Below are 16,719 nucleotides of genomic sequence, written 5' to 3'. Positions count from 1 at the left end.
ACTGATTAATATGTAAGTGACTGCGAAACGCTGTTATATCAGACTTTAATTTTTTTTAAAACTTTCACCCCTCTTCGTTTCGTAATAAGAAACAACCCTTAAATTTGTTGCTAAGGACGAAACATGTTATACAACAATAATTCATATGTTATATAACATGTTTCGATCACTCTTTTATTATACGGATTTTTATCTGAATTACAATAATTTTTAGAAAATTGGAATTAAAAAAATCCAAAAATAATATTTGACCAGTATATCATTTATACTAGTCAAATATTCTTAGCTAACTCTATTTTCAAAACCCAGTCGTGTTGATATTTGTTTTGCTATGTGCAGCATTCGTGCTTCAAGTCGTTTTAATCGGTCATCCGTCATCCGTATCGTTGGTCCAGAGAGGCTGGCTGCCGCAACAACTTTTCCCGTATAATCAAAGATTGGTACAGCAATGCATGTAATTCCATATTCATTTTCTTCTAAATCAAGTGCGTAACCCTTCCGTTTTACGTTCGCCAATTCCCGTAAAAAGTCTTCTTTATTGGTAATTGTTTTATCTGTGTGCATCGGCATGCCTTTTCGCTCAAGTATATCCAGTACAACATCAGTAGGTTGAAAAGCAAGGATGGCTTTACCAACGGATGTACAATGCATGGGAGCCCTTTTGCCTACTTTGGAATGCAATCGTAACGTTTCAGTACCTTCTAATTTCTCGATATAAACGACTTCCCCTTGATCATAAACAACAAGATGGATAACTTCATTGCTTTCGCTTTCCAATTGTTTTAAGAATGGCTTTGCCTCAGCCCTTAGATCAATGGATTCAAGCAGCTTTGAACTGATATCCAAGAATTTATAACCCAGTTTATAGCGGCCGGTAACTTCATCTTGCTCGATATAACCATACTGGACAAATGTTGATAGGATGCGGTAAACAGAGCTTTTGTTGATATCCATTTGTTTAGCAATCTCTGTCACACCTAATCCGCCCTTTTTTAAACTCACCAAATGAATAATATCCAACGCCCTGCTTACAGATTTGACCATATTCTCTCTATCCATAATTGCTCACCTCAAAATACTGTCCCTAATAGGTTACATGAAAGCATAAATCTTTTACCGGCCATTGTTAGGGATTTAATTAGATTTAACGGATTCTTTTGCCAATACAAATGTATTACGCAATGTCCCAATTTCTTTAATTTCACATTCAATTGTATCTCCGGCACCAACCAGCTCAGCTCCAAGCGGACTGCCTGTCAAAATCACATCTCCCGGCTTAAGAGTCATCACTTTTGTCAAATAAGATACCATTTTTCGGATCGGAATAATCATTAATTCCGTAGCACTATTTTGTTTCTCCACACCGTTCAGGTTTGCTTCAACCTTTACAGCGAATGGATCCAGTTCTGTTTCGATCACAGGCCCGAGCGGTGTGAAGGTATCAAAAGACTTTCCAATTGTCCAATGCCCGTCCTGATGGAAAAATTGAGGGGCTGTTACGTCGTTTCCAACCGTATAGCCGAATACATAATCCAACACCTCTGATTCAGGAACGTTTTTAGCTTCTTTACCAATGACAATGGCTAACTCAGATTCGAACTTTACCTGTTCAATTCCCTCTGGAATGATAATTTCATCCTCCGGACCAATAACGGATGAGGTTGGTTTAAAGAAGAAAACTGGAATTTCCGGAAGCTCGGAAGGCAGGTCTTCAAGCTTAGAAACATAGTTTGCGCCGATTCCTATGATGTGGTTCGGTTCAAGTGGCGCCAGCAATTTTACGTCAGCTACAGAGAAACTGTTCCCAGTAAACTCCCATTCTCCAAACATATCACCTTTAATTTCCTGGATGTTGCTATCTTTTATCACACCTGTATAAACAGTTGAACCTTGTGTAAATCTAGTAAATTTCATTGTGATACTTCCTCTCCAACAGTTTTTTCTTGTTCCATTTTCTTTCGTGCGACTCCTGTATTAATGGCAGCCTCCGCAACTGCAGCGGTTACTGCTTCTGTCACTCTTTTATCAAAAGGATGTGGAATCACATATTCGCGGGAAAGTTCTTCCTGCGTGATTAAGTTGGCAATGGCATAAACGGCAGCCAGCTTCATTTCTTCATTTATTTCAGAAGCATGGACCTTCAGCGCCCCTTTAAAAATACCTGGGAATGCAAGAACATTATTCACCTGATTCGGTAAATCGGAGCGTCCTGTACCTACCACTGCCGCTCCAGCTTCCATTGCCTCTCCTGGCATAATTTCAGGGATTGGGTTTGCCATGGCAAAAATAATCGCATCCTCGTTCATGGTCATGACCATCTCTTGTGTGACTGCTCCAGCGGCAGATACACCGATGAACACATCTACCCCTTTAATCACTTCTGTTAAATCTCCTTGAATATGGCTTTTATTTGTCAGCATAGCAATCGACTCTTTCATCGAATTCATTCCTGTTAGGCGTCCCTCATAGATTGCACCTTTTGTGTCACACAAAATGATGTCACATACTCCCATTCTCAACAGCAATTTTGTAATGGCAATTCCCGCCGCACCTGCGCCATTGACTACTACTCTCGTATCTTCAAGACGTTTGCCAACTACCTTTAAAGCGTTAATTAATCCAGCTGCCGTGACAATTGCCGTTCCATGCTGATCATCATGAAAAACAGGGATGTTCATTTCTTTTTTAAGTCTTTCTTCTATAATGAAACAATTCGGTGCTGCGATGTCCTCCAAATTGATGCCGCCAAATGTTGGTTCCAGTAATTTTACCGTTTCGATAATTTGCTCCGCATCATTCGTATTCAAACAGATTGGAAATGCATCCACATCAGCGAAAGCCTTAAATAATGCGGCTTTACCTTCCATAACGGGCATTGCGGCAGCTGGACCAATATTCCCAAGGCCTAGTACGGCTGATCCATCGGATACGACCGCAACAAGATTTCCTTTAATCGTATAGTCATAGATTTTTTCGGGATTCAGATAGATCTCTTTACAGGGCTCTGCCACCCCCGGTGAATAAGCCAAACTTAAATCATATGCATTTTCCACCGGAACCTTAACATTGATATTTATTTTCCCTTTTGACTGCTTGTGAAGTTCCAGCGAAGTCTCCCTTAGGTTTTGCATAGCCTCAAACCTCCATTTATTTTATAAAAAAAATATGAGTGATGTTGAAAATGGCGGTCTTAGGCTCGGTGCAGTCTCTCATTTCAACGAATAATTTATACTGTTTACTTTTTTCCAAGGCATTCTCATTACAAGAATGCCCCGGAATTCATCTATTCTAATCGATTATTGTTTCACTGCGAACTTAGCCTTTGCTTCAATCCGTCTGCGATGCAGGATTGGCTCGGTATAGCCATTTGGCTGGTCATAGCCTTCAAAAATCAAGTCGCAAGCAGCTTGGAAGGCAACGGAGTCGTCATAGTTCGGAGCCATGTTGTGATACATCTGATCTCCTGCATTTTGCTTATCAACCACCTTGGCCATGCGCTGCAATGTTTCAAGAATTTGCTCTTTCGTACAAATACCATGGTGCAGCCAGTTTGCCAAATGCTGGCTGGAAATTCGCAATGTAGCTCTGTCTTCCATTAACCCCACGTCATTGATATCTAGTACTTTTGAACAGCCAACCCCCTGATCTACCCAGCGGACAACATAGCCTAAAAGGGTTTGGCAGTTGTTGTCAAGCTCTGCCTGGATTTCTTCAGGAGTCCAGGATGGGTTCTTTGCAACAGGAACTTGTAAGATATCATCTTGGAAGTCTCCAGTTTGATGAAGCATTTCATTCTGTACTTCTTTTACATCTACTTCATGGTAATGCAGTGCATGCAATGTCGCAGCAGTTGGAGATGGCACCCAAGCTGTAGTGGCTCCCGTTTTTACATGACCAATTTTTTGCTTTAGCATTTCCGCCATTAAATCCGGCATAGCCCACATGCCTTTGCCAACCTGTGCACGACCCATGAATCCGCTTGAAAGTCCTGCAATCACATTGGATTGTTCATAGCCCTGGAGCCATTTGGATGATTTCATATCATTTTTACGAACCATTGGACCAGCTTCCATGGAAGAATGAATTTCATCGCCTGTTCTGTCAAGGAACCCGGTATTAATAAACACAATCCGGTCTTTTACCTGTTTGATGCATGCCTTCAAGTTCAAAGTGGTTCTGCGTTCTTCATCCATAACACCGATTTTTAAAGTATTGCGCTCAAGTCCAAGCAAATCTTCCACGCGGTCAAATAGCTGATTGGCAAAAGCAACCTCTTCTGAACCATGCATTTTTGGTTTTACAATGTAGACTGAACCCTTCTCCGTGTTTTGGAATGGACCATTGCCTAAGAGTGTATGTTTGGCAATAAGGCAAGTCAGAACGGCATCCAAAATACCTTCCTGAATTTCCTCACCATTTGCGTCAAGAATGGCACTATTAGTCATTAAATGTCCGACATTGCGGACAAATAGCAAGGAACGTCCATTTAAAGTGATTTCCTCTTCGGCAGGAGACAAGTAGCTGCGATCCGGATTGAGTGTCCGTGTCATCGTTTTATTGCCTTTTTCAAAAGTAGCTGAAAGTGTACCTTTCATAAGGCCTAACCAGTTGCGATAGACGAGCACTTTGTCTTCAGCATCTACGGCCGCTACAGAATCTTCGCAGTCCATAATGGTCGTAATCGCCGATTCAAGGATCACATCCTTCACGCCAGCCGCATCCGTACTGCCTATCGGATGATTTCGGTCGATTTGGATTTCAAAATGAAGTCCATTATTTTTTAAAAGAATGGCGGATGGATCTTCCTGTGTTCCCTGATAGCCGACAAACTTTGCTTCATCTTCTAACCCCGTCGTTGTTCCATTATTTAATGCAACCTGTAGTTTACCATCTGCTACGATATAGGAAACCGCGTCCTTATGCGATGCTCCTTGTAATGAAGCCGCTTGGTCAAGAAAATTCCTGGCAAATTCGATGACCTTTGCACCACGGACAGGATTGTAACGTCCCTCACGGCTGGCACCAGCTTCTTCGCTGATTGCATCCGTTCCATAAAGTGCATCATAAAGGCTTCCCCAACGGGCGTTGGCCGCATTAATGGCGTAGCGGGCATTATTGACTGGAACAACTAACTGTGGGCCTGCTTGAACAGTAATTTCGTCATCGACATTAGCAGTCGTAATTTCAAAATCTTCTACTTCCGGTTCTAGATAGCCAATTTCCTTTAAAAATGACTTATATGCTTCGAAATCAAAGTTTTCATTATTTTCGCGATACCATGTGTTCAGTTTGTTTTGAATATCATCACGAACTGCCAGCAGCTCCTTGTTTTTAGGCGTTAAGTCGCTGATTAACGCTTCAAAACCGGACCAAAACTGGTCTGCGTCCAAGCCGCTTCCCGGAAGTGCTTCCGAGTTAATAAATTCATAGAGTTCCTGGGCCACTTGTAGATTTCCCTTTTTTACATAATTAGTCATGATGATGTTCCTCCCTTGATTTGGTAAAAGTAATAGTTTCGAAAAATATGTTAATGGATTGAACGGGAACTTCCATGCCGTTAAAATTAGGATGTAATAGCAGTTTCCTTTTCTTTTAGATCCCTCTTAATTTCCACGCATCGCCCTGGCATCGGGAATAGTTTGTCGGCATTTAATAGATTATCAGGATTGAAGACCTCTCGAACATCCGTTTGCGCGATAATTTCTTCATCAGTGAAGACGAAGCGCATTTCTTCTCTTTTCTCAATTCCGACGCCGTGCTCACCGGTGATAGTACCGCCCACATCTGCACAAGCCTGCAAACAGGCACTTCCGGCTACCAAAGCTTTTTCACTTTGTCCGGGAATTCTGGCATCAAAAAGAACTAACGGGTGCAAGTTTCCATCTCCCGCATGAAAAATATTCGCAATCCGGAGTCCGGATTCTTCACTAATTTTGTTAATTCTATTTAGAACTTCCGGCAGTTTGCTGCGAGGGATAACGCCATCCTGTACTAAATAATCAGGAGAGATCGCGCCCATAGCACCGAAACCTGTTTTCCGGTTCGCCCACCATCTGCCGCGTTCCGCCTCATCCTTTGCTGCTCTGACCTCACGTACGTTCCTTTTTTTGCAGACATCAAGAATTTGATTAATTTGCTCATCCAAACCAGCTTCAATGCCATCTACTTCAATCAGCAGCACGGCTTCAATATCCTTTGGATGCCCGACTGGGAAGGCAGCTGCCTCTACCCCTTCAATCGCTGTTTTGTCCATCATTTCTAAGGCGGCTGGTACTATCCCGGCAGAAACAATATCGGAAACAGCCTGTGAGCCGTCTTCCACTTTATCAAAATAAGCCAGCACCGTTTTCTTTGATTCAGGGTTTTTTAGGATACGGACCGTAATTTTGGTAACAATCCCTAATGTTCCTTCAGACCCTGTTAATAGCCCGAGTAGATCATAGCCCGGCTCATCAGGAATGCCGTTGGCTCCAATTTCAACAATCTCACCGTTTGGTAAAACAACTTCGAGACCAAGGATATGATTGGTTGTTACCCCATATTTTAAACAGTGAGCACCTCCGGCATTTTCCGCAACATTTCCACCGATTGTACAGCAATACTGACTGGATGGATCTGGCGCATAATAGTAGCCCTTATCAGAAATGGAGTTCGTCAGCTTTAAATTGACGAAGCCCGGTTGAACCACAGCGCGGCGATTCTCGAAGTCAACACTTAACAGCTTTTTCATTCGAACTAAGCTAATAATGACCTCACCATTTAAAGGGATAGCGCCGCCACTTAAGCCTGTTCCTGCACCACGTGCGAGGAATGGCAGCTGATTTTCTGCGCAATATTTAACTAGGGCAGCCACTTCCTCGGTGTTATTCGGGAATACAACGGCTTTGGGCAAATGCCTGTGTAATGTGAAGCCATCACAGTCATATGCGATGAGATCTTCCTTATTGTAAATAATCGACCGGGCGTCTCCTACGATATTTGCAAGATTTAAAATATGCCGATCGGTTGATTTGATTCCCTTGACCGCCATTAGAGTTCCCCCTTGCCGTCTTCTTTTTGGTAAGCCCAATCGAGCAGCTGAACTGTGTGGACAATTTTTTGATTCCGTCCCTGCTTTTGTACGCCCATCGCCATCTGGAGCATACATCCTGGGTTCCCCATCGAAATCATTTCGACATCTTCAGGGACATTTTGCATTTTGTTTTCAAGGACGGCAGAAGCCATTTCCGGATTTGTAATATTGTAGATTCCCGCACTGCCGCAGCAGCGGTCCGAATTTGGCATATGAACCATTTCGACTCCAGGAATGTTGAGCAACAGGTCGCGCGGTTCCTGACGAATTCCCTGTCCATGCGCCAAATGGCAGGCATCGTGATAAGTAATCCGAGTTTTTAATTCCGCTTTTGGTATTTCGTAGCCTGTATCATAAAGGTGTTTCGAAATGTCCTCTACCTTCGCAGAAAACTCTTCCGCCTTTTCATGCCATTCAGGATCATCCCGGAATAACTCAGGATATTCCTTTAAGGCACAGCCACAGCCAGCTGCATTGACAATCACCTTATCAGAATCCTTAAATGCCTCGATATTTTGTTTTGCCAGTTTTCTTCCCATATCACGGTCCCCCGCATGGACATGCAGTGCTCCGCAGCAGGTTTGGTTCTTCGGAATAGTTACGTCATTCCCGTTACGGGTTAATACGTTAATCGTTGCTTCATTAATATCACTGAACATCACGTCCATCACACAGCCTGTTAAGAATGCCACCTCGCGCTTTGTTTCCCCTTTGGACTTAATGACATTGACATCTTTGTATTTTTTTCGAACAGGCTCTTTCACCTCGGGCATGATCGCTTCCATATCGACAAGATGCTGCGGCATGATATTAATCAGCTTTGACTTTCTTACAACCTTTTGCATACCGCTCTTTTGATAGAATCGCAGCAGGCTTCCAAGTTTATTGAGGCGATTTTGATGCGGGAATAATCCCTGCAGGAACGCCTTGCTTACCGCACCTTTTACGCCTGTTAACGGCATTGCTTGGCGAATCTGGCCGCGGGCCTCTTCAATCAGTCCGCCGACTTCCACATCCGCTGGACAGGCAGTTGTACAAGCACGGCAGTCAAGACAAGCGAAAACAGGATCCATAAACTGTTCATTGAGCGTGAGCCGCCCTTCCGCCACCGATTTAATCAAATGGACGCGGCCGCGCGGGGAATGCTGCTCCTGACCAGTAATTTCATAAGTTGGGCATGATTCCAAACACATACCACAATGTACACAATCTGCCCATTTGCTTTCATCTGGATGATCCTTCGCCAGATAATTACTTAAACTAGTTGTGCATGCTGGGTCTTTCTTTAAATCTGTTTCTATGAGACTCATCATTAAATCCCTCCCACAAATCGTTTAGGATTAAGAACTCTATTTGGGTCAACCTTGGATTTGATCCCTTCTAATAGGAAGAAATGTGATGGCTTTTTACCCCAGGTGTCAACTTCCTGTCTTAAGGCAAAAGGTAAATGATTAATGACGGTGTACCCGCCAAGTTTTGTGGACAATTCTCTTGTTTGCTGAATGGCTGAAATGATATCGTCCTTTGAACCGCTAAGGTTAATTTGACATAAGCCATGGCCTAATCCGCCATGCGCTTCGACATCTAAGTTGTGAGAATCAATAAGGAGATGACTTTCTTTTACTACGTGCGATACATCCATGTTAATGACACCAATTTTCAAAGAAGCCTGTGTTGAATCTGTGGAGGAGTTTGGTGAAAGTGAGTAAAATTTGTTCCAAAAAGACTGTGCTTCTTGTTGAGAAAGAACTTTCAATTCTGAATGGGCCGGCTGAATGCTTTGGATAAAGTTCTCTTGATAGCGTACCGATGTTTCAACATCCTCAAGACTAACCGCGATTGTGTAACAGTTTTGACCAATCAATCTTTCGGACAATGCTGGACTAAGCAATTCCAGCGTTACGGGTTCCGTCGTAGAATCTAGAAGCTTGGTAGCAAACGCCCTGATTTCTTCCATATTTCCTTGTGGGAATAATACTAAATTCAAACTTTCATATTTAGGCAGAGGGCGAAGCTTTACGGTTACTTCAGATACCACACCCAACGTACCCATCGAACCGATAAACAATTTATTCATATCATAACCGGCGACGTTTTTGACCACTCTTCCGCCTGAACGAATCACTTTACCATCTGGATAAACGATTCTTAGCCCAATGACAACATCTCTTGAAGAGCCATAACCCAATCTTTTGGGGCCGCTATCATTCGCTGCGATAATCCCCCCAATCGTTGCAGATTCTGGGCAATAAGGATCGAGTGAAATTTTTTGCTTAAACTGTGCCAAATACTCCTGCAATTCCTTGAAATTGGTACCGGCCTTAACAGTTAACGTCATATCGCCGACGACATGTTCTACAATACCCTTATAGTTTGATAGCGAAAGTAAAATATCGGCTGTTTGGGTTAAACCGCCAAATCCCTTTTTGGTTCCATTGCCTTCTACGTTTACCGTTTTACCATTATCATTGGCAAATTTAAGAATGCTTGCTATTTCTTCTTCTGTTTGCGGAAACACCTTGACTGTGCCGCTATTTCCCAGCGGATGGTTTTTATCACCTTCGATGACTCGCTCTGGTGATAAAATGGCCTGTAACTCTGTTAAAAGTTCTGTGGTAATCACTACCAACACCTCCTAGTTGCATAATAAGCAACTTAGTTTCTGCTATTTCTTAAAAAAAATGAAATCACTTTGTCGGTCAGCTTAGCCTACTGTAAGACAAGACTGTTCAAAAGCTCTTTCTCGACGTAATCCAAGTGTTCCATCATCGTCTGTTTCGCATTCTCAGGTTTTCCTAGCTTAATGGATTCATAGATTTTAAAATGTTGTATTTCCATCATCTGAGCAGTGGTTGGGTTTTTCTTAATATAGTGGTGAAAATCAATCATGGCGTTCTTCATCGTTGTTGAGATAAATTCTAAAAGTTGAATAATGATTTCATTTCCTGCCGCTTTGGCAATGGCTGTATGTAACAGATAATCTGAATCCCACCCATTCATAGTTGGATTGGCGAAGATTTCTGCCATTAACTGCAGATCTTCTTCTTTTCTATGTATAGCGGCAAGTTCAGCAATCCCTGGTTCTAAGATCTTTCTAACCTGATAAAGTTGACTGATATCTCTTGGTTGGGTAAGCAGCAAATGACTGTTGAAGAGTCTCGTTGAGTCAAATTCCAAAATATATGTTCCTTCTCCTTGCTTTACATCGACAATACCTTTACCTTTTAAAGTCGTAATAGCATCACGGACTGCGGAACGGCCAACACCAAACATTTCACATAGTTCCCTGACCGAAGGAAGCTTTTCTCCCACCTGAAACGTACCGGATCTAATCATCTCCTCAATTTGCTCAGCAACAGAATCGGACACTTTCTTAGTCGAGATCTTTTGTATTTGCAAACATCTCCCCCCCTTCCTTTCAGATATCACATATCTGACAAGTTTTAAACTACCTTTATTAAATCACCTTTAACATAAAAGTGCAATAAGTTTTCAGAATAAAATATCTATTATCAAAATTCAGTTTAAACTTTGATGCATAGGGACGGTTCTCATGCATCATTTATAAATGAATTGATAACAAAAAAAGACAACCAGAAAATGGTTGTCTTTTTTTTGCCCGGCAGCGTCCTACTCTCACAGGGGCTTTTGCCCCAACTACCATTGGCGCTGAGAAGCTTAACTTCCGTGTTCGGGATGGGAACGGGTGTGACCTTCTCGCCATTGCTACCAGACATGTTTTATTTGGGAATAATACCGGTGGTCGGGGTCGAACCGACACTCCAGAGGAACACGATTTTGAGTCGTGCTACGATACACCTACGTTATTTTTTTACGAGATATTAGCGTAAAATTCAGCGTTTATTGATACGTTTTTCTACTAAGCTTTCCTAAACGTTGCACACGATTACTATTAATATTGACTATTATACTCGCATAGTGTCGGTAGTTCAATTCCCTTTTGCGGTAAAAGATAGTCGCAGCCCTTGCGCAGCTTTGGCGTAAAAAAGCAAAAAAATAAGCGCAAGCTCAATGCCTGTGCCTGTCTGTTACTCGCCTTTTGCTGCGAAGTATTCATTCGGTCTATTCACGTAATTATACGAGTCCATACTGATTTCTTTTACTGCGTCCTGTACGTAGCCCGTCACGTAACCTGCGCCTTTCATAGCGTTAATAGTTTGAAGCGCTTCTCTCGCTTCGCCTGCTCCTTCTACTTGCGCCCTTGCGTCTAGCTGTTCATATATCTTGCCTAAACGCTGTTTTACCGCAGGTCTTTCCGTGTCTGCTGCGAGTGATAACGCAGTCATAGATAGAGGAAGAAACTTATCTAACGCCTGCTGCGCTAATAGCGGCTCGTTTACGGCTTGCATTAACTCGTCAAGCGCTGCGAAAGCTTGGTTAGTACCTAGCGCAAAAGTTACTTTTCCTTCTACGTTCTTTAACGTCATATCAAATAGTTTTTGCTGTGTGTTGCTTACTGGCGGCAGCGTAGCCGTTAGTACATTTTCTGCGTTGACCTTAGCTTCGTCTATTAAGGCGTTTACTTCGTCTTCCTTCTGCTTCATTATGGTTAGAAAGCCCTTTTCGTACTTATCCTGTAGCTTTTTCGTTGCTTCTTTCTTTCCTTCATATGATAAATTTATATTGTTTTCGATTTTCGACTTTTCTGTACGAATTTCTTCTACTGCTTCCCGAATGAACTTTGTAACGCCTTTTCTGATTTCATACGCCTTTTGAATGTTTTCTCTGTAGTTTGCCATGCTTCATTCGCTCCCTTTCGTTTAATAGTTTAGATTGTAATGTTCGCCTGCTGCCGTAGCTTCGTTTTAAGTCTCGCATGTTTGTAGTTGTCTTCGACTTCTAATAACTCCGCAATACTTAATAGGTCTTCCTCGCTGTATTTGAGTGCTTTTTGCATACGGCGCACTGTACTTGGTAGCGGCGTTTGATAGCCATGTTCGTAGCGAAAAATCGTTAGCTGCGATAAGCCTACTAGCTCGCCAAGTTCTGTCTGCGATAGGTTCAAGGCGTGGCGAATATATTTTAAAATTTGTCCATCCATTTTCGTTACTCCCTTCGTTTGCTTGTATACGTTAGGTATCGCTCTTTAGTCGTCTATCTCCAATAAAAAAGAACTAGCGCATATGTCATTACGCTAGTCTGTTCACAGGGAAGAGAGTAGGAAGCGAATACCTCTCTATATATAGGTACTACTACCGACCTAGTACATGTAGTTTATTTCGAATTTATTTCGTTAGCTGCAGTACTAGCCCTGCGCCTTCTCTCTAAAAAAAATTAGTCTTTTTTTCGAAAAAGTGTGCGAAACTACTCTGAACTAACGAATAAAATAACGTATTGGAACGGGAAAAAAGCTCTTGGAGATAACGTATAGAAATAAAGAATAGGTTAATAGAGTGATTGAAAGCGCAGCTAATTATTATAGGCAGCTAGCTTCGTTCTAACCTTATCGAGTATTCTCGTTACTTCGTAATGATGTTTAAGTACTACCGCCTGTGCTAGCTCTGCCTTTGAAGCGTCGGGATTTTCGTATTTAGCTCGTAATAGTCGACGCTCCCGCTCCGTAAGTGTTTCGTCGTTAAGTATCTGCGTTACTAATAAGCTATCGAGCGTTCGCCCTTCTACGTCTGTCTGTTTATCGGGCAAATAGTCCGCAGCTTCCTCTCTTAATCGTCGAACTTTTAGCTCGAATGTGCCTTGTTTCGTTCTAGTCCGACTTCTTACTAAGTCGATTCCCCTGCGCTTTAGTGCGAGTAAGAAAGTCTCGTAAAAATAGAAATCGCCGTAATGGTTATATTTATCGCATAGCTTCCATGCTGCCTCGAAAAAGATACTCTCGAAGTCTGCGGCACTAATGCGGCTGTTGTTCCAGTGTGCGCCTGCTGCTCTCGCCTTTTTCTTTAGCTTAAAACTAAGCTGTTTTAGTAGTTTGTGCTGCGCCTTCTCCTTCTCTTGCGTATCAAATGCTAGTGCATAACGCTCCCATAGCTTCTCGATTTGTAAAACGTAATCTATCATAGACGGGCGCTTTTTATATCGAGCTGCTAGCCCTTTTAATTTCGTTTCCTCTCTCGGCTTAGTTGTTTCTTCCTTGTTAATATCGACTTGACTGTATATTTTTGTCATGCGTCTACCTCCTTCGAAGAGATAGGCGCACTTTGCACATTTATTTGGTATAAAATACCGAAATTAGCTATGTTCTGAGGTACAATATTATTAAACTAACTGGCAGTTTAGTGGAAGAAGGAATTTCAAGAAGACCGCTCTAATATTAGTAGAAAATAAAAAAGGGGGCTAAAAAATATGATTACACCTGTATTATCTGGAACACATATTATGCACAGTGACTGGGGTGACGAACCAGATGACTTTTATATTTGTTTAGATGTCTTCATTGGTGAACAGGGCGAGAAAAATTCACATTCGTTCGAAGTTTTCAGAATTGAAATCATAAGCCCTAAAAGATTGGTTAAAAAATTAAGTGATACAATAGAAATAGAACTTGGTCGGGGCTGTTTTATTACAAGTGATTATAGCCTTCCCAGAATTGAAGGCAAGATTGAACAACTACTTAGGTTTTGTAAAAGGGAAATTTGGGATGATGTAATTCACGCAATAAGCAGGTATATGATTTATGCGGATGAGTAATACCTAATCGATTCTTGTTGAACTAACGGGGGCTTTTGTTAAATAAGCGTGCTGCTTTCGGCTGCTTGTGCTTAACCCCTCGGGTTTATTTTTCTATTGCGAAATTTTTCAGCAGCTAGCGGAAGAGATTCGAAAGTATCCGAGTTCAAAATATTACTGCGCTATGTTCTAGCAGCAGCGCCCATGCCTGTGCGCCCCCACGTTGGGGTCTGTGCTTTCTCGCCCTGTAGACGCATAGAATTCTCGCTGTTGCTTTCTTAATCTCGTTTTAATGCGTTTGCTTTACCATTGAGACCGAAGCTTTTAAAGTTTTCTCACTTTGTTAAGAGCGAAGAGAGACGCAAGCAAAGATAGATTAGCTTCACTCTCTCACTGCTCTGTTTGTTCGCTGCTGTTCGATAAGATAGATAGATAATAGATACGAATAGCTTCGCTTAATCCTAGCGCTGCTATGTGCCCCTGCCGCCTATTTTATATATGCGCCTACCTTTATAGATTAGCGATAATAGCAGCGATACCATAAGCACAGTCAAGTGTCGCCTGTGAAGTTGTGAGAGCCTGTATAACGGCTTCTACGCATAAGGTAGTAGAGTAGACTTTTAGGGTACTATTGTTATATAGCCGTATGCGCCTACCAGGGCAACCGTGTTATTATGGTATATCGTCATATTAAAAAAAGAGCGCTACTATAGCGCCCCCTGCTTTCTCTTCGCCCGTATTAACGTACTTTTGCTAATGCCCGTCTTCTCTTCTACCTGCGTGTATGAGTGATTCTTTAGCAGTTCTAGCGCAAGCTCTATTTGCTTCTTACTAAACTTATTCGGTCTCCCTTCCCGATAATCGGCTCGCTGCTTAGCGATTGCCTTGCCTTCTTGTGTACGCTCTACAATCATATCTCGTTCGAACTCTGCGAAGCCGCTCATAATCGTAAGTATTAGCCTTCCTGTTGGCGTGTCTTCAACTAGTCCCATATTAAGGACGTGTACCTTTACGCCTTTTTCGAATAGCGCTTTAACTGTATTGATTGCGTCTACTGTCGAACGTGCGAAGCGGTCTAGCTTGGTAACTACTAGCGTGTCTCCTGTCGCAAGCTTCGAAAGAACTTCTTTAAATTGTGGGCGGTCTGCTTTCGTCCCTGTGAACTTTTCCGAATAGATTAAGTCGCAGCCTTCATTTTCTAGCGCCTGTAGCTGCCCTTCTAAGTCTTGGCTAATCGTGCTAACCCTCGCATACCCATATTTCATAGTTATTAGCCCCTTTTTGCGTATGTATTTATGACACTAAGATATGATACCATCTAACATACTGATACTATCACTCTCGAAAAACGTAGTCAAATCTTTTAAGTTATGACACCGATAAGAGCGCAGCTAGTTGAATATTAACTTTCAAAAACTGCGCAACATTACAAACTCGCTCCTATTATATAGTGTAAGGCGCATACCCCCTGAGTATTGGCGGCGGCTCTCGGCAGGAACGGGCAGCGCATGTAGACGCCTTGATTTCGCCCCTGTGTAACATTTTGTAACTACTCGAATATGCGATAACCCTACCCACATCAATACTTTAACGTATTAAAGCAAAGTTTACAATCTTGGTAAAGAAGTTCTCCGTTTTGACTTGGGCGAAGAAATTTTTATGTGTCCGTATTTCGGCTTATGTACTATACTGCGCTTGCCTTCATATTATTCGTTATGAATTTAATACAACTCTATTAATTTTTATTTTCAGTGTGTCGTTTAATGATGTGTTATTAATATAAGTGTAAGTATTATTCGAAAGGGGTGAACGAATGGATACAAGCACCGTTGTAGCCGTCTGCTCTATACTGTCCGTTGTCCTACTGATAATACAGACTACTAATAAGTCGAAAAGATAGATTGATATGCGCTCATTATCGATACTTTTTCAGGTAGTGGGCGCATTTCTTAGTAGTCATCGTGATTTTCATAGCATTCTCCAAAGCATAATAAAGACGCCATAATAGGCGGTTCACCTTGCCAATAAAAAAGACGCCTATTTTAGCGCCCGTGCTGCCGATTCTAAGATTCTCTTTAGTGTGCTATCGCCTTCTCTGCGTAGTACGTGACGCAAGTAGAAGAATAGCGCCGCCGTAAATAGTCCTGCGAATAGATACAGTATATCTAGTTTGGCGGCTGCTGCGCCTGCTACGGCGTTAATGCCTGCGAATAATAGTAGTAAATTAGAAAGTCTCTCCATATTAGATCCCCCTTTCGTCTTCTATCTCGTCTAAGTATACGGGCGGCGGCGTCTCTAGTCCTAGCACATTCATTCGCTGCCAGTCCGAATATGCCTTAATAAAGCGATTGAACTCTCTGCGTACTTCGCTAGGCGCTCCGTCTTTAAGTCGCATATTTACGTTATCATCATAGTAAAAATACGGCGTATCAATGAATGACGGCTTACTAGCGTTCATAAGTTGCACCCCCTTCGGCTTTTAAGCTCATTATAACGCAGCCCTAAAATGTGCCGCTATTCGTTTTTGGTTTCGTTGTCTTCGTTTTTAACTTCGTAGCCCTCTCCTACATAAAAAAGACGCATAGCCTATTACAGCTTGCGCCCTAGTTACTACTTAAATAATTCGATACCAGCTTTTACTATCGGTGCTATTCCGTTTGCTACTGATTGGAAAGTATCTAGCTTTTCCATGAACGATTTCTTATTTTCCTCGGAAGGGTTTCGCTGTAGTTCTTCGAATGCGCCCTCTAACGTCGAAAGCCTATCCCTTATTTCGTTAAGCGTGTCTCTGACCGTTTCTTTATTTACAATCTTTGTTGCTTCCGCAAATGAGCTAGCTCCCTGCGAAGTAATTTTTGCTCTCCTTATGCGCCCCGTTGGAGAGACATCACACTCAATTAAATTGTTATCTCGCAGTATCCCTAGCTCTACTTGTAATTTAGCTTCGTTCTTTTTTAACACTTCTGCGATATAGCTTGCAGTTAGTCCTCGTTCTTTTTTAT

At 42.1% G+C, this 16,719-nt stretch carries 14 protein-coding genes and 1 rRNA gene; 1 reads left to right on the top strand and 14 read right to left on the bottom strand.

Features of this window, described 5'->3' with window-relative positions; translation table 11 throughout:
• Positions 1-282: 282 nt before the first annotated feature.
• The 12 genes from KHB02_RS03705 to KHB02_RS03650 form a co-directional block, all read right to left on the bottom strand.
• Entirely contained in the window at positions 283-1,059 is a 777-nt protein-coding gene (locus tag KHB02_RS03705) for an IclR family transcriptional regulator (protein ID WP_213139848.1), read from the bottom strand.
• A 75-nt stretch (positions 1,060-1,134) separates the two neighbouring features.
• A complete protein-coding gene (locus KHB02_RS03700) occupies positions 1,135-1,914 on the bottom strand; it encodes a fumarylacetoacetate hydrolase family protein (protein ID WP_213139847.1) in 780 nt (259 codons plus the stop codon).
• Positions 1,911-3,131, bottom strand: coding sequence for an NAD(P)-dependent malic enzyme (locus KHB02_RS03695; RefSeq protein ID WP_213139846.1), 1,221 nt, complete (start codon positions 3,129-3,131; stop codon positions 1,911-1,913). Before KHB02_RS03695 ends, KHB02_RS03700 begins: the two co-directional genes overlap by 4 nt.
• Positions 3,132-3,296: 165 nt before the next feature.
• Positions 3,297-5,477 (bottom strand): malate synthase G, encoded by a 2,181-nt coding sequence (locus KHB02_RS03690; RefSeq protein ID WP_213139845.1) that lies wholly within the window; start codon positions 5,475-5,477, stop codon positions 3,297-3,299.
• A gap of 86 nt (positions 5,478-5,563) precedes the next feature.
• Complete coding sequence (locus KHB02_RS03685) at positions 5,564-7,030, bottom strand: FAD-linked oxidase C-terminal domain-containing protein (protein WP_213139844.1); 1,467 nt, start codon at positions 7,028-7,030, stop codon at positions 5,564-5,566.
• Positions 7,030-8,382, bottom strand: a complete 1,353-nt coding sequence (locus KHB02_RS03680) for a (Fe-S)-binding protein (protein ID WP_213141217.1) — start codon at positions 8,380-8,382, stop codon at positions 7,030-7,032. Before KHB02_RS03680 ends, KHB02_RS03685 begins: the two co-directional genes overlap by 1 nt.
• Positions 8,383-8,384: 2 nt before the next feature.
• Positions 8,385-9,695: an FAD-binding oxidoreductase gene (locus KHB02_RS03675; protein WP_213139843.1), complete on the bottom strand. Its 1,311-nt coding sequence runs from the start codon at positions 9,693-9,695 to the stop codon at positions 8,385-8,387.
• Between the two features lie 86 nt (positions 9,696-9,781).
• The gene (locus tag KHB02_RS03670) at positions 9,782-10,471 is read right to left on the bottom strand and encodes a FadR/GntR family transcriptional regulator (protein ID WP_213139842.1); all 690 of its coding nucleotides are present in this window, start codon (positions 10,469-10,471) and stop codon (positions 9,782-9,784) included.
• 218 nt (positions 10,472-10,689) lie between these two features.
• A 5S ribosomal RNA gene (rrf, locus tag KHB02_RS03665) occupies positions 10,690-10,806 on the bottom strand.
• A gap of 315 nt (positions 10,807-11,121) precedes the next feature.
• Positions 11,122-11,832, bottom strand: coding sequence for a hypothetical protein (locus tag KHB02_RS03660; RefSeq protein ID WP_213139841.1), 711 nt, complete (start codon positions 11,830-11,832; stop codon positions 11,122-11,124).
• A gap of 29 nt (positions 11,833-11,861) precedes the next feature.
• On the bottom strand, positions 11,862-12,134 hold the full coding sequence (locus KHB02_RS03655; RefSeq protein ID WP_213139840.1) for a helix-turn-helix domain-containing protein: 273 nt from the start codon (positions 12,132-12,134) through the stop codon (positions 11,862-11,864).
• 368 nt (positions 12,135-12,502) lie between these two features.
• Positions 12,503-13,216, bottom strand: a complete 714-nt coding sequence (locus KHB02_RS03650) for a hypothetical protein (RefSeq protein ID WP_213139839.1) — start codon at positions 13,214-13,216, stop codon at positions 12,503-12,505.
• Positions 13,217-13,393: 177 nt separating this feature from the next.
• Between KHB02_RS03650 and KHB02_RS03645 the strand changes: the two genes are divergently transcribed.
• Positions 13,394-13,738 (top strand): Imm8 family immunity protein, encoded by a 345-nt coding sequence (locus tag KHB02_RS03645; RefSeq protein ID WP_213139838.1) that lies wholly within the window; start codon positions 13,394-13,396, stop codon positions 13,736-13,738.
• 686 nt (positions 13,739-14,424) lie between these two features.
• Here the strand turns inward: KHB02_RS03645 and KHB02_RS03640 are convergent.
• On the bottom strand, positions 14,425-14,982 hold the full coding sequence (locus tag KHB02_RS03640) for a recombinase family protein (RefSeq protein ID WP_213139837.1): 558 nt from the start codon (positions 14,980-14,982) through the stop codon (positions 14,425-14,427).
• A gap of 1,345 nt (positions 14,983-16,327) precedes the next feature.
• A partial coding sequence (locus KHB02_RS03635; protein WP_241113699.1) for a hypothetical protein occupies positions 16,328-16,719 on the bottom strand: 392 nt, incomplete at its 5' end.

Origin of the sequence: Neobacillus citreus, from assembly GCF_018343545.2 — a bacterium.
Classification (GTDB): Bacteria; Bacillota; Bacilli; order Bacillales; family Cytobacillaceae; genus Neobacillus; species Neobacillus citreus.
The sequence above is the reverse complement of the archived record's forward strand: the minus strand, read 5'-3'. Positions and strand labels throughout refer to the sequence as shown.